9 protein-coding genes are annotated in these 14,629 nt (G+C 38.0%); 8 read left to right on the top strand and 1 reads right to left on the bottom strand.

Annotation, left to right across the window (positions count from 1 at the left end):
* The first annotated feature begins 1 nt into the window (after position 1).
* Both dnaG and rpoD read left to right on the top strand, forming a co-directional pair.
* On the top strand, positions 2-1,768 hold the full coding sequence (dnaG, locus tag ACLU24_RS12120; protein WP_412612947.1) for a DNA primase: 1,767 nt from the start codon (positions 2-4) through the stop codon (positions 1,766-1,768).
* A 12-nt stretch (positions 1,769-1,780) separates the two neighbouring features.
* A complete protein-coding gene (rpoD, locus tag ACLU24_RS12115; RefSeq protein WP_412612946.1) occupies positions 1,781-2,875 on the top strand; it encodes an RNA polymerase sigma factor RpoD in 1,095 nt (364 codons plus the stop codon).
* Positions 2,876-3,225: 350 nt separating this feature from the next.
* Here rpoD and ACLU24_RS12110 read toward each other — a convergent pair whose 3' ends face one another.
* Positions 3,226-5,892: a calcium-translocating P-type ATPase, PMCA-type gene (locus ACLU24_RS12110; RefSeq protein WP_412612945.1), complete on the bottom strand. Its 2,667-nt coding sequence runs from the start codon at positions 5,890-5,892 to the stop codon at positions 3,226-3,228.
* Positions 5,893-6,339: 447 nt separating this feature from the next.
* Here ACLU24_RS12110 and ytaF point away from each other — a divergent pair, with 447 nt between their 5' ends.
* The 6 genes from ytaF to ACLU24_RS12080 all read left to right on the top strand — a co-directional run bounded on the left by ytaF (position 6,340) and on the right by ACLU24_RS12080 (position 14,552).
* Positions 6,340-6,972: a sporulation membrane protein YtaF gene (gene ytaF / locus ACLU24_RS12105; RefSeq protein ID WP_412612944.1), complete on the top strand. Its 633-nt coding sequence runs from the start codon at positions 6,340-6,342 to the stop codon at positions 6,970-6,972.
* Between the two features lie 599 nt (positions 6,973-7,571).
* The gene (locus ACLU24_RS12100; protein ID WP_412612943.1) at positions 7,572-8,960 is read left to right on the top strand and encodes an extracellular solute-binding protein; all 1,389 of its coding nucleotides are present in this window, start codon (positions 7,572-7,574) and stop codon (positions 8,958-8,960) included.
* A 137-nt stretch (positions 8,961-9,097) separates the two neighbouring features.
* On the top strand, positions 9,098-10,594 hold the full coding sequence (locus tag ACLU24_RS12095; RefSeq protein WP_412612942.1) for a carbohydrate ABC transporter permease: 1,497 nt from the start codon (positions 9,098-9,100) through the stop codon (positions 10,592-10,594).
* Positions 10,591-11,454, top strand: coding sequence for a sugar ABC transporter permease (locus tag ACLU24_RS12090; RefSeq protein ID WP_412612941.1), 864 nt, complete (start codon positions 10,591-10,593; stop codon positions 11,452-11,454). Before ACLU24_RS12095 ends, ACLU24_RS12090 begins: the two co-directional genes overlap by 4 nt.
* Before the next feature lie 75 nt (positions 11,455-11,529).
* On the top strand, positions 11,530-13,227 hold the full coding sequence (locus ACLU24_RS12085; RefSeq protein WP_412612940.1) for an alpha-amylase family glycosyl hydrolase: 1,698 nt from the start codon (positions 11,530-11,532) through the stop codon (positions 13,225-13,227).
* A 557-nt stretch (positions 13,228-13,784) separates the two neighbouring features.
* Positions 13,785-14,552 (top strand): PP2C family protein-serine/threonine phosphatase, encoded by a 768-nt coding sequence (locus ACLU24_RS12080; RefSeq protein WP_412612939.1) that lies wholly within the window; start codon positions 13,785-13,787, stop codon positions 14,550-14,552.
* Positions 14,553-14,629 lie beyond the last annotated feature (77 nt).

Raw genomic sequence — 14,629 nt, 5'->3', positions numbered from 1 at the left:
TATGCCGTTACCTGATGAATTTTTGCAGGAACTAAAATTAAGAACAGATATTGCAGATGTCATATCATCATATGTGAATTTAAAAAGAGTAGGTCGAAATCTTGTCGGACTTTGCCCTTTTCATAGCGAGAAAACACCTTCATTCAGTGTTTCACCTGAAAATGGCTTTTTTCATTGTTTTGGTTGTGGTGTAGGTGGAGATGTAATAACCTTTATTAAGCGTATAGAAAACCTTGATTATATTGACGCAGTAAAGCTTCTTGCCTCTCGTGCCGGACTTGAAATGCCGACAGACACGCAGTCGAAGGGTTTGAGTGAGCTTAGAAAACGCATTTTCGAGGCAAATCGTGAGGCGGCAAGATTTTTCCATAAGGCTTTGTATTCACAAGATGGAGTACACGCACTTTCGTATTTGCGTGGCAGAGCCTTATCCGAGGCAACAATAAAGCATTTTGGCTTAGGCTATTCGCCTCCGTCACGCTTTGCACTCGTCAATTATCTAAGAGCAAAGGGCTTTAAGGATTCCGAACTTGTCAGTGCGAACTTAGCTTTTACAACGAAAAGCGGTCATACAATGGATAGATTTTTCGACCGAGTGATGTTTCCGATAATTGATGTAAGGGGCAATGTAATCGCATTTGGCGGAAGAATAATGTCCGATGAAAAGCCTAAGTACCTTAATACATCAGATACGCCTGTGTTTAAGAAAAGCTCAAATCTTTTTGCACTTAACTTTGCAAAAAATGTCGGAGAAAATATGCTTATCCTGTGCGAGGGCTATATGGATGTTATCGCACTTCATCAAGCAGGTTTTCAGAATGCTGTTGCTACGCTCGGAACATCTCTTACTACCGAGCAAGCAATGATTATAAAACGCTATTGCGATACGGTTGCAATATGCTATGATGCCGATGAGGCAGGCCAAAAAGCGACTTCTCGTGCAATCGGCATACTTCGCCCAACGGGTATCGACATAAGAATAATCATCGTTCCAAGTGGAAAAGACCCTGATGAATTTATTCGTTCATATGGCGAACAAGGAACGGCAAGATTCAGAAAACTTCTCGAATCAAGCGGAAATGATGTTCGTTATCAGATACAGAAAGTTCGCAAAAAGTATGATACACAAATTCCTGAACAAAGAATAAGCTTTCTTAATGAATGTGCAAGACTTCTTGCCGAGCTTAACAGCGATATTGATGCAGATGTTTATGCAGGAGAACTTGCCGAGGAACTTTCTGTTTCAAAATCATCTATTAAGAATGAAATTGAGAAATATCGAAAACGTTCGTTCAAAAAAGAAAGCAAAGAGCAGATACGAAACATACAGCTAAAAACCTCTGCCGCTAATGATAGAATAAACCCCGAAAAGCATAGAAATCTTCGTGCCGCAAATGCAGAGGAAGCAATAATTGCCATACTTATAAATAACCCAGACCTTGCGGATACTATAATGTCAAGGATTTCTGCGGATTCGTTCGTCACTTCGTTTAATAAGCGAGTTTTCAGCATTTTGCTTGAGAGGGTTAAGGAAATGCGTTCAGTTTCGCCTATGGATATATCGGAAGATTTTACCGCTGACGAGATGAGTAGCATTACTTCGATTTTATCATCTCGCCCACGAGAAAATAATCCAAAACGGGCGATTCAAGAATATATTGATGTTCTGCTTGAGGAGAAAGAAAAAATTTCCCCGGAGAAAGCAGCGTCAGCCAGTGATGAAGAGATGTTAGAATATTTCAAAAAATTGAGGGAAAGAAAAAAGTAGGAGGACAAAAATATGAATACATTACAACAGCAGGATAAGAAGCCGGCAAATCCATTAAAAACGCTTCTTGATTTAGGAAAGGCAAAGGGACAGCTTTCAAGTAAAGAAATACTTGATGTTCTTGGCGATGAATTAGACCCAGAGCAGATAGAAAAAATCTATGATTCACTTGAGTCTAATGGAATTGAGATTATAGAGGATACAGAGGATTTATCTCTTGATGATTTAAACATAAACGAAAATAGCGATGATGATGCCGAGACGGCACCGGACGGCGTTTCTATTGACGACCCGGTTAAGATTTATCTGAAAGAAATCGGACGAGTTCCCTTGCTCTCACCAGATGAGGAAGTTGACCTTGCGATAAGAATTTCACAGGGCGATGTAGCTGCAAAGAAGCGCCTTTCAGAAGCTAACCTCAGACTTGTTGTAAGTATAGCAAAGCGTTATCTTGGCAGAGGTATGCAGTTCCTCGACCTCATACAAGAGGGTAATCTCGGACTTATCAAGGCTGTTGAAAAATTCGACCATACAAAGGGCTTTAAGTTTTCAACCTATGCAACATGGTGGATTCGTCAGGCAATAACAAGAGCTATTGCAGACCAGGCAAGAACAATCCGTATACCTGTTCATATGGTTGAAACTATCAATAAGGTTAAGAAAGTTTCAAGCCAGCTTTTGCACCAGAATGGACACGAGCCGTCAGCAGACGACATTGCAGCAGAGCTTGATATGCCTGTTGATAAGGTAAGAGAGATTATGCGTGTGGCGCAAGAGCCAGTATCTCTCGAAACACCTATAGGTGAAGAGGAAGACAGCCATCTCGGAGATTTCATTCCTGATGATGATGCCCCGGCACCACAGGACGCAGCATCACATACATTATTGAAAGAACAGTTATCAGATGTTCTTTCTACTTTGACATCAAGAGAAGAAAAGGTTTTGCGCTTGCGTTTTGGACTTGAGGACGGTCGTTCAAGAACACTTGAAGAAGTCGGCAAGGAGTTTAATGTTACTCGCGAGCGTATCAGACAGATAGAGGCTAAGGCGTTGAGAAAACTTCGTCACCCAAGCAGAAGCAAGAAATTAAAGGATTTCCTTGATTAAGTTTTAATCAAAAAGAACCTATTAGCTAATTAAACTTATCTTAGACACTCAAAGTTTAGGTCAAGCCTTTTTAAAGGCTTGCGGTTTCCAAAGGCAGAGCCTTTGGTGGGTTTTAAGGGCGAAGCCCTTAACATCTCTTACTCCCTAAAGGGGCGGACATTGTCCGCCCCTTTTTTACTGATGTTGTTTATAAAAGAAGAAATTAAGCGGTGGACAAAGTCCACCGCTCAAAGAGCAAAGAATGTTAAGGGCGTTGCCCTTAAAACCCATGAGGGACTCCGTCCCTCAACCCTGCAAGCTTTTGAAAAAGCTTGAGCAAAACTTTTGAGTGTCTTAGGGTAGTCGGTTAGTTAAAGTGTGGATTTAAATTTTGTATGAATTAAGGTCGGAGCTTTGTGTTTTGTTGTTTTATGTTGAAAAAACTTTTCAATCTCTACAACAACAAGCGGTATGAACGATAAGCCTGCAACGATAAGCCACTGAATAGGCGAAAGAGGTACAGCTTTGAAAATTGTTGCTAAAGCTGGTATTGATATAACCGAAACTTGCATTATAACTCCGATTATAAAAGATAAAATCAACTTTGGGTTGGTGAATAATCCACCCTTAAAAATTGATTGTTCGCTTTTTATGTTAAAAGCGTGTATAAGTTGACAAAGACTAAGTGAAGCAAATGTCATAGTTCTGCCGACAACAGGTTCGCCGCCGTTATCAAAGAAAACCCTGCCGATAGTAAAGGCAAGAAAGGATAATGCACCGATAAAACAGCCCTCTATGGCAATGTTGAAAATCATTCCGTCAGCGAAAAGACTCTTTTTTGCATCATTTGGTTTGCGTTCCATAATGTCTTGGGGAGTAGGTTCTACACCAAGAGCAAGTGCGGGCAAACTGTCTGTTACCAAGTTTACCCATAGTAATTGAATAGCAAAAAGTGGTGACGGAAGTCTGAAAAGAAATGCCGTAAATACAGTTATAATTTCTCCGATGTTGCTTGAGAGGAGAAAATGAACAGTTTTTTTGATGTTTTCATATATACCTCTGCCCTCTGAAACGGCTTCTACTATTGTTGAAAAATTATCATCAGTAAGAATCATATCGGCTGCACCCTTTGCGACATCTGTTCCGGTAATTCCCATAGCACAGCCTATATCGGCGGCTTTGAGTGCAGGAGCGTCATTAACGCCGTCACCGGTCATAGCTACAACGGCAGACGCCGCACGAAAAGCTTTTACAATTCGTACCTTGTGTTCGGGCGAAACTCTTGCAAAAACCGAATATGAAAAAATATTTCTTGTCAAATCTTCATCAGAAATTTTATCAAGCTCCGTGCCTGTCATAGCTTTGTCATTGCCGGAGAAAATGCCTAAATCCTTTGCAATAGCCTTTGCAGTTGCGATATGGTCACCTGTTATCATAACAGGCTTGATTCCAGCAGTTTTACATCTTGCAACAGCGTGTTTTGCTTCTGGACGAGGAGGGTCTATCATTCCAATAAGTGCTGTGAAAATCAAGCCTTTTTCAGCCTCATCAACAGTTTTAGGAATAGTGGCTGTATCACGATACGCAACCGCAAGAACTCTCAAAGCGTCTGATGCCATAGATTCATTTTTTGAAATGACAGCTTTTCGAGAAATTTCAGTCATACCTCTGCCGTCTGAGCTTGACGAGCATAACGGAAGTAACATATCAGGAGCGCCCTTTGTAATAATTCGATATCCTCCATTTTTTAGTTTATGGACAGTAGTCATACGCTTTCTTGTTGAATCGAAAGGAAATTCCTTTACACGAGGAAGTTCCTGTTCAAGCTTTTCTTTTTTACGACCAGCCTTGAGAGCCGCAAGAACCAAAGCTCCCTCGGTAGGGTCGCCTGAGGCTGTACCGTCAGAGTTGATATGACTGTTATTACAAAGTGTGCATAGAGAAAGAGCGAATACGCCTTCAGGAGAATTAAAGCTTGCCGAACCTTTCGGGAGTTCTAAGCGTGTAACAGTCATTCTGTTTTGTGTAAGAGTGCCTGTTTTATCTGAACATATGACATTTGCTCGGCCAAGCGTTTCAACAGCCGGCATTCTTCGAACGATTGCTCGTCTTGCCGCCATTTTCTTTATGCCAAGTGCAAGAACTATTGTAACTACCGCAGGCAAGCCCTCAGGAATAGCTGCAACTGCAAGGCTTATTGAAATCATAAACATATTAAGTGGCGGAATTTGCTGTAATAAGCCGAGTATAAAAATTATTATACAAATCGCAATGGCACCTATGCCAAGCATTTTTCCAGTTTTCGCAAGACTTTTTTGAAGTGGAGTTTTAGGACTTTCCTCATCATTTATCATTTCAGCTATTTTTCCTACTTGTGTTCGCATACCTGTTTCAACAGCGACAGCAAGGGCGTTTCCAGAAGATATAATTCCGGTAGAGAAAAGCATATTATGTCTGTCGCCTATAGGTGCAGATTTTTCGCAGATTATATTAGCACTTTTTTCAGACGGAACAGCTTCTCCTGTGAGAGATGATTCCTCAGATTTAAGAGATGATTCGGATATTATTCTTGCGTCACAGCAAAGAATATCGCCAGTTTCAAGCACAAGAATATCTCCCGGAACGACTTCCTCTGACAAAATACTTGTTTCTTTACCATCACGAATAACTTTTGCGTGCGGTGCGTAGAGTTTTTTAAGAGCCTCGATAGCCTTTTCTGCACGATTTTCCTGAATAACACCTGTGACAGCATTTATTACAACAATCAGCAAAATCATTATAGGGTCTATGAAATCTCCAGTTTTTTCGATTATGGCAGTTACAAATGAAATTCCGGCCGCAATTAAGAGTATAAGAACCATAAAGTCAGAAAATTGTGCTATGAATTTAGCGAGTAAAGACGGTTTTTTTGGTTCGTGCAGGCGGTTTTTCCCATATTTTTCAAGCCTTTTCTTGGCTTCGGCGGACGAAAGTCCGTTTTTTTCATTTGTTTTTAGTTTTTTGATGACTTCAGCAGAGGATTGAGCGTGCCAGTCCATTATTTTCAAGCTCCCTTCCGAAAATTCTTTATTAGCCATTATATTATTGTTGTTGGAATTTTATTCTTACAGAATAAGAAATTACCCATAAGCTGGCAGATTTCTCCAAGACAATTAAAAGTTTCAATTGAGCCTTTTTAAAGGCTCGCAATTTTCAAAGACAGAGCCTTTGGTGGATGTTAAGGGCGGACTTTGTTCGCCCTTTTATCGACTAGTGTTACTGAAAAAATATTGAGGTTGTTGGCACAAATTAAGAATTTACCAATGAACTACCGAAATGGCGGACGAAGTTCACCATCAGAAAGAAATAGGATATTAAGGGCGTTGCCCTTAAAACCTATGAGCGAAACTTTTAAGTGTCTTAGGGAAGTCTATCGAAATTGTTGAATGGCGGAAAATTGGTGAAATTCATATTATAGTAAGAGTAGCTTTTTAGGGGGTTGGAATATGGAAATCTTTGGACTGCTCTTGCTATCAATGTCACTTTCAATAGACGCATTTACGATTGGAACAAGTTGTGCATTAGGCGGAATTAAGGCATCTTGGAAATCAAGGCTAATAATTTGTGCAATTTCTGTACTTATTATGGGCGTTTCGATATTCTGTGGTGAAGCTTTAGCAAGGCTTATCAGTCAGGAGGTAGCAAAATATATTGGCTGTGGAATGTTATGTATACTTGGTATTTATATAATATTTGGAAGCTTTAATGGGAATAAAAAGCCTAAAAAGAAAAAAAGCATAACATTTGCACTAAAACCTTTGGGTATAACTATAAGCATAATAAGAGAACCTTCTCTTTGCGATATTGATAAATCAAATACGATAGATTCAAAAGAGGCTTGCTATATTGGTACGGCACTTTCGATAGATTCTGTTGGCGCAGGAGTTTCTATGGGAGTAAGCGGGATAGGTGCAATTTCGGCGGCAGGTTTATGTGGAATATTTCAGCTTATATTTCTATGTATGGGATTATTTCTTGGAAAAAGATTGAGGAGAATAGAAAAGATACCGCAAAAATTTTTTACAAGGATTTCTGGACTTGTTATAATATTAGTTGCAATAATAAAGCTATTTATATAGACGAATTCTTTATAAAATATAGTAGAGATTAAGAAGATTTCAAAATTTATATATCGTGAAATTTTTTGTGTTTAGGTATATTTAGTATGGTAAGAATGTCAAATTTGCTTATAAATTTTTGGAAGTTTTTTGAATGAGGGCGTTGTTTTGTGCAAAATGCCGTCAAAAAGCGGTAAAAAACCCTAAAAATGCTAAAAACAAGGGAAAATAGTTCTTAATTGGAACTATTTTTAACAAAAAATAAAAAAGCTATTCAAAATTTTGTCAAAATATCACTGAAAAATTATATTGAAAATGTACAGAAATAAGAAAATGAATTTATGCAAAACGGAAAAAATCATAAAAAAACGGGTAATATTAAACAAATTTAAGATATCATTTATAGTTATATGAATAAAAATTACAATTTATAGTTGCAAAGTTCAAAATCATATGTTATTATTACTACAGAGGCGAATGGGTTCGTTTGGTGCATATACGATTTAAACAAAATTGTTAATTTCGTCTTTATGCTCCGAATACCTCGCTGAGAGGTACAAGGTAAGTGCCTTGTACGCAGGCCCGAACAAAATAAATTTTTTAGAGAGAAGGATTTTAAAATGGCAAGTAAGGCAAAAAAGACCACAGCTCTGCTTCTCGCATCTCTTATGTGCGCAGGTGCATTTGCAGGTTGTGGCGGTAACGGCGGTACAACAAGCAGCACAGCAGGTGGTTCATCTTCAACAGGCGGCACAACTGCAAGCGGAGATTCTTCCACAACATCTGCAGTAGGAGATGTTTCTGTTCCTACAGTTGCAGAAATCACAGAAAGACTTAAGACAGAAGCTAAAGACGGTAAGATTTCTCTTAAGGTCTGGGCTCCTAACAACAGCAAGAACTTCATCAAAGATATGGTTGAGAAGTTTAAGACAACTTATGCTGTTGACGGCGTAACATATGATATTAAGGTTGTTGAAAAAGGCGAGGATAAGTGCATTAACTCACTTACAGAAGATGCTTCTAAGGGTGCTGATGTATTCCAGTTCCCAACTGACCAGCTTCTTACAGGTGTTACTGCAGGTGTTCTTGCAGAAGTTCCTACAGTTTTCCAAGGACAGATTTCTTCTGAAAATATGGAAGACGCTGTTAAGAACTGCACATATAACAATAAGGTATACGCTTATCCGATGACATCTGATAACGGTTATTTCCTCTATTATAACAGCTCTAAGTTTACAGCTGACGATGTTAAGTCTTTCGAGACTCTTCTTGCCAAAGCAAAAGACCAGAGTGTTCAGGTTCTTATGCCGGTAGATAACGCTTGGTATAACTCAAGCTTCTTCTATGCAGCAGGCTGCGATATTAAGCTTGATACATCAACACAGAAGATGACACTTGATAAGTTTGCAAGTACTGAGGGTATTACAGCTACTAAGGCTATGGCAGACATCGTAAACAACAACAAGGAATCTTTCGTAGCTTCCGGTGATGACGCTGCTATTTCTACACTTCTTTCATCTGGCAAGCTTCAGGCTGTTGTAACAGGTACTTGGAATACTCCTGTTATTGAGAACGCATGGGGCAAGGAAAATGTTGCAGCTGCAAAGCTTCCAACAGTTAAGATGAACGGCACAGATACACAGCTTCATTCTTTCGGTGGATATAAGCTTGTAGGTGTAAACTCTGCATCTAAGTTCCCACTTGCTGCTGCTACACTCGCAACATATCTCACAGGTTCTGAGGTTCAGAAGGCAAGATATGAGCAGCTTCAGGTTATTCCTACAAACAACGAAATTCTTGCAACAGATGCACTTAAGAATGATAAGATTCAAAAGGCTATTGAAGAACAGCGTCCATACTCACATTCACAGAGCGTTTGCACACAGAAGTTCTGGGATCCAGTGGCATCTGTAGGTAAGGATATCATCAACGGCAACCTCAAGAGCAGCGACGAGGCAGGCATTAAGACAGCTCTCGAGAAGGTTGTAAAGAGCGTTGAGAATGGCTAATAGCACCACAGACTGAATAGATACCGTATATAAGAGCGGTGAAAACTTTATGCGAGCAGCCTGATATTTATTGTTAGGCTGCTCAAATAAAGTTTAGAACATAAATTTATATTTTCAGAAAGAGGGTGCAAAACCGCATGGATTTTCTTGATTATATGCAGATGAGTGCAGGTCAGAAGTTTCTTTATAAATTTAAGACATTCTTTAAGAATCTGCCTTCAAACATTGGCAAGGCATTTACATTGCTCGGTCAGAAAGTCATTAAACTTTTAAACACTATCGTCAACGGTTTTGCTAACTATGGCAGAAATTTTGTAAAAGGCGATATTTTCACAAAACTTTCTTATGTTATCATGGGTGCTGGAAGCGTCGGTCATAAGCAGATAGTAAAGGGTATTCTTTATTTTGTGCTTGAAGTTTTATACTTCGCATTTATGATTGGTTTTGCAGTTCCTAACGGACTTTCACAGTTCTTTACACTTGGTACAGTAGAAACTCATATTGAAAAGGATACATGGGGTGTTCAGACTGAGATTCAGGGTGACAACTCTATGCATATTCTTCTTATAAGCGTTATGGCTATGATTGTAACGATTGCATTCTTTGTATTCTATCTTATGAATATCAAGTCTGCTATTGCTGCACAGGAGACAATTAAAGCTGGAAAAAAGCCGATTGGTATTAAGAAGGAGCTTCTCATTTTCCTTGATGAGCGTTTTCACATTACTCTTCTCAGTCTTCCGATTGCTCTTATTCTTTGCTTTACAATTCTTCCTATTGTATTTACAATCTTTATGGCGTTTACAAACTATGACCAGTTCCACCAAGCTCCTCAGAAACTATTTACTTGGGTTGGTTTTAAGAACTTTGCAGATGTTTTCTATGATAACCCTGAAAAGTCTTATACCTTTGGTAAGATTCTTGGCTGGACAATCATTTGGGCGTTTTTTGCAACATTTACCAACTATATAGGCGGTATGATTCTTGCACTTCTTATCAATAAGAAGGGTATTAAGTTTAAGGGACTCTGGAGAACACTCTTTGTTATCACAATCGCTGTTCCTAACTTTGTTACACTTCTTGTTATGAACCAGCTTCTTGCAGACCAAGGTACTCTTAACCTGACACTTAAGGACTGGGGACTTATAAGCGACAGTATTCCATTCTTATCAGATGCGAACTATGCTCGTGTAGTTGTTATCTTGGTTAATATGTGGATTGGTGTTCCTTATACAATGCTCAGCACAAGTGGTATTCTTATGAATATCCCTGAAGACCTCTATGAAAGTGCTAAAATTGATGGTGCGAATGCTTTCCAGACATTTATGAAGATTACTCTTCCATATATGCTCTTTGTTACAACTCCGTACCTAATTTCTTCTTTCGTAGGAAATATCAACAACTTTAATGTTATCTTCCTCTTAACAGGTGGCGAACCAAAGAGTACAGATTACTATAGCGGTGCAGGTAAAACAGACTTGCTCGTTACATGGCTCTATAAGTTGACTGCTACTAATAAGGACTATAACCTTGCGGCTGTTATAGGTATTATTATCTTTGTTATATGTGCTATTGCATCGTTGATTACCTATAATATGTCAAAATCTGCTAAAGATGAGGAGGCATTCGGATGACACAGGCTGCTGGAGAAAAATCATATTCCAAAAAACAGAAAACGGTCAACATTATCGTTTATGTTGTGCTGATAGTTATGGCAATTATTTGGCTGCTTCCAATAGTTTGGTTGGTTATCACATCATTTAGTGACCAATTGGGACCGTCCGCAAGCTTTATTCCGAAGAAGTGGACTTTCCAAAACTATGTAAATCTTGTTACAGATGAGAGCTTCCCATATTGGCGTTGGTTCTTAAATACACTCTTTGTTGCGGTTATCTCTTGTGCAATTTCTACACTCTTTATATTTATGACAAGTTACACATTGAGCCGTCTCCGTTTCAAATGGCGTAAGAGATTTCTTAACATAGGTCTTATCCTTGGTATGTTCCCAGGCTTTATGTCGATGGCTGCTGTTTATGCTATCATCGAATGGATTGGTCTTAGCCAGTCGCTCTTCGCACTTATCCTCGTATATTGTGCAGGTGCAGCTATGGGTTATCAGATTAGTAAGGGCTTCTTCGATACAATTTCACATTCACTTGATGAGGCCGCTACTATTGATGGTGCTAATAAGAACACTATCTTCTGGAAAATTATTCTTCCACTTTCAAAGCCAATTCTTGTATATACGGCTTTGACAACATTTATTGCCCCTTGGGTTGACTTTATATTCGTCAGCTATATCATGAAGGACAACAGAGATAACTATACTGTTGCTTATGGCTTACAGCAAATGCTTGAAAGAGAAAACAATGCGAAATACTATACAACATTCTTTGCAGGTTCTGTAGTAGTTGCAATTCCTATTACAATTCTTTTCGTTAAGATGCAAAAGTATTATGTTGAAGGTGTTACAGGCGGCGCTGTTAAAGGCTGATTTTATTCAAAAAACGAAGCAAGGAGTGGCTCATGCAGTCGCTCCCTGCTTCTTGTTTGTAAAGGAGAGATTTACTTGAAAAAAAGACTTTTAGCCCTTGCTCTTTGTGCAGCGATGATTGTTTCCGCAGCATTTACCGGTTGTCAGGGTGGCGGCACAACAGAAAGCAGCAATTCTACTACTACTGTTTCAACTGCTTCATCAACAAGTTCAAGCTCAACAGAGGGTATTCCTGAAAACGGCGGATTTAAAACAATAAGCTATGAGGCATCTAAGGATAAATATAGAAACTATTACGAAATCTTTGTATACTCTTTCTGTGATTCTGATGGCGATGGTATAGGCGATTTTAAGGGTCTTACTTCTAAGCTTGATTATCTTAATGACGGCGACCCTAATACAACAGACGACCTTGGCATTGATGGTATTTGGCTTATGCCGATTATGCCTTCTGGCTCATATCATAAATACGATGTTGATAATTATAAGGATATTGATAAGAGCTATGGTACTCTTGATGACTTCAAGAATTTCCTTTCTGAAGCTCATAAGCGTGGTATAAATGTTATTATCGACCTTGTCATTAACCATACTTCTAACACTAACGAATGGTTTAAAAAGGCTAAAGAGGAACTCAAAGAAGGTAAAACAGATGGCTATGCTCAGTATTACAACTTTGTTCAGTCTGATTCAAAGCCAGCAGATGTAGGTGCTTCAAAGTATTACTTTGCCGGAACAAAGGGCTGGTATTATGAATCAGCATTTACTCAGAATATGCCTGACCTTAACCTCAAAAACGAAAAGGTTCGTAAGGAAATCGAAGGCATATGCGATTTTTGGCTAAAGGATATTGGCATAGATGGTTTCCGTCTTGACGCTGCATATCATTATGACCAAAATTCAAATGAATCTATCAACGACATTAAATGGCTCTATGACTACTGCAAGAGCATTAAAGATGATGTCTATATGGTCGGCGAAGTCTGGATGGGAGGAAATGTTATCTCCGATTTCTATAAGAGTGGAGCAGACAGCTTCTTTAACTTCGATATGCAAGGTACTTCCGGACAAGTTGCAACTAAGGCTGTAAACCTCAAGGATGTACAGAGCTATTATGACTATGTAAAATCTTGGGTTGATACTATTACTGCAAACAACAGTAAGGCTATAAGCGCTCCATTTATTTCTAACCATGATACAGCAAGAAGTGCGGGATTCCTTACAAGAAATACTCAAAAGGAAAAGAACGCAGCTATGGCTTATCTTCTTACTCCGGGTAATCCATTCATATATTATGGTGAGGAAATTGCTATGACTGGTTCAGGAGAAGATCCTGATAAGAGAACTGGTATGGTATGGTCGCTTTCTGACAATACGGGCTATGTTTCGACTATTCCTGGTGCTACAAATAAGGAAAAGCCTGAAGAAGGTGTAGCTGAGGCGCAGAAGAATGAAAATTCTCTCCTTAATCTCTATAAGAAGGTTATAAGACTTAAACTTCAAAATCCTGAAATTGCAAGAGGTACATTTACTCCTGTTACTCTTGATGAGAATAATAAGGCAGTTGGTGCATTCATCAGCGAGTATAATGGCTCTAAGGTTATGGTTATTCTTAACCTTGATAATAAGGCAACTGTTACAGTTCCTAAGTCGACAATGTCTTATTCAGGTGTAAGAGGTTATATTATTAGTGATACAACTAATACAGAAAAAGTTGAGCTTAACGGTGAACAGCTTACTATTCCTGCAAATAGTGTTGTAGTTCTTAAATAATCTGACTTCATAAATTTAACACCCCGCTTATCGGATAATTTCTGATAAGCGGGGTGTTTATATTTGATAGGAATATATCGGGGAGGATTATTTTAAGATTGTATAACAATTAAGACTTAAATTTGATATAATTGTTTTAAAAAGGTTATCTTATGATGTCGTTATTTTGATTTATATAGTATAAAAACAACCCAATTTTCACGACTTACTATTGCAATTTGTGTAGGAAAATTATATAATTTATACGATAGATTTGGATTGGTTGGTTTTATAGGTGATTAAGCAAAAATTATTGATGCATTGAATAAAATCTTATTGAAATTTTTTAGAAGATAGTGAAATTATAGATAGATTTTTTGCAGTATTATAGAAATTGTGAATTCATTATTTAAAATGCCTATTCAGTATACGCAATTATAAAAAATAAGTAGTATTTTGGCAAATGCTTGCAGATAATGTTGAGTTTAAGCTTGAACTGGGTTATAAATTCTTCTAAAATCAAAATCTTATTTTAAAATAGTATAATTTCAACTTTCGGTTTGAAAGGATGTAAAGTAATGAATTTTATGGTTTCAGCAGAAACAGATATTGGAATAGTAAAAAGCACAAATCAGGATAGCCTCAGCGTTAAAATCATTGACACATATCAGGGTAGAATGGCTTTTGCTATAGTATGCGATGGTATGGGTGGATTAGAAAAAGGTGAGCTTGCAAGTGCAACAGTAGTAAGGGCTTTTGATAAATGGATAAATGAGCAATTACCTGTTTTAACTATGCAAGCCCTTGACCAATCAATTATATTTTCACAATGGAAAGATATTATTTCAGAACAAAATGAAATTATAGGTCGTTATGGAGATTCGCAAGGGATAAAGCTTGGCACAACAGTTGTTGCGTTGCTGATAACTCAAAACGAATGTTTTATTATAAATGTAGGTGACTCAAGGGCATATGTGATAAATGATAATATAAATCAGATAACACAGGACCAGACATTTATTGCTCGCGAAATAGCACTTGGAAATATGACACCTGAACAAGCTAAAACAGACAGAAGACGAAATGTTCTTTTGCAGTGTGTTGGTGCATCAGATAAGGTTTATCCTGATGTTTTTTATTTAAAATCAGATAAAAACACAGTATATATGTTATGTTCAGATGGTTTTCGACATGAAATAACTCAAGAAGAAATATATGAAAAATTAAAGCCAGAATTATTGATTAGTAGTGATATTATGATGCAAAGTTCTAAAGACCTTATTAAACTTAATAAGGATAGAATGGAGAATGATAATATTTCTGTTGTACTAATCAGAACATTTTGATTTAAAATTAGGGCAGCACCGCATAAATATTACAGAGATTTATATATATTTTTGCAGTGGTGCCTTAGTTAGTTTAT

The organism is Pseudoruminococcus sp., from assembly GCF_047012705.1.
Lineage (GTDB): Bacteria > Bacillota > Clostridia > Oscillospirales > Acutalibacteraceae > Pseudoruminococcus.
Note: the sequence above shows the minus strand (reverse complement) of the source record. Positions and strands in the feature narration are given on the sequence as shown.

Coding starts and splice junctions, on each gene's coding strand:
- ACLU24_RS12095 (WP_412612942.1), top strand. CDS start 9,098: ATGGATTTTCTTGATTATATGCAGATGAGTGCAGGTCAGAAGTTTCTT.
- ACLU24_RS12080 (WP_412612939.1), top strand. CDS start 13,785: ATGAATTTTATGGTTTCAGCAGAAACAGATATTGGAATAGTAAAAAGC.
- rpoD (WP_412612946.1), top strand. CDS start 1,781: ATGAATACATTACAACAGCAGGATAAGAAGCCGGCAAATCCATTAAAA.
- ACLU24_RS12090 (WP_412612941.1), top strand. CDS start 10,591: ATGACACAGGCTGCTGGAGAAAAATCATATTCCAAAAAACAGAAAACG.
- ACLU24_RS12100 (WP_412612943.1), top strand. CDS start 7,572: ATGGCAAGTAAGGCAAAAAAGACCACAGCTCTGCTTCTCGCATCTCTT.
- ytaF (WP_412612944.1), top strand. CDS start 6,340: ATGGAAATCTTTGGACTGCTCTTGCTATCAATGTCACTTTCAATAGAC.
- ACLU24_RS12110 (WP_412612945.1), bottom strand. CDS start 5,892: ATGGACTGGCACGCTCAATCCTCTGCTGAAGTCATCAAAAAACTAAAA.
- dnaG (WP_412612947.1), top strand. CDS start 2: ATGCCGTTACCTGATGAATTTTTGCAGGAACTAAAATTAAGAACAGAT.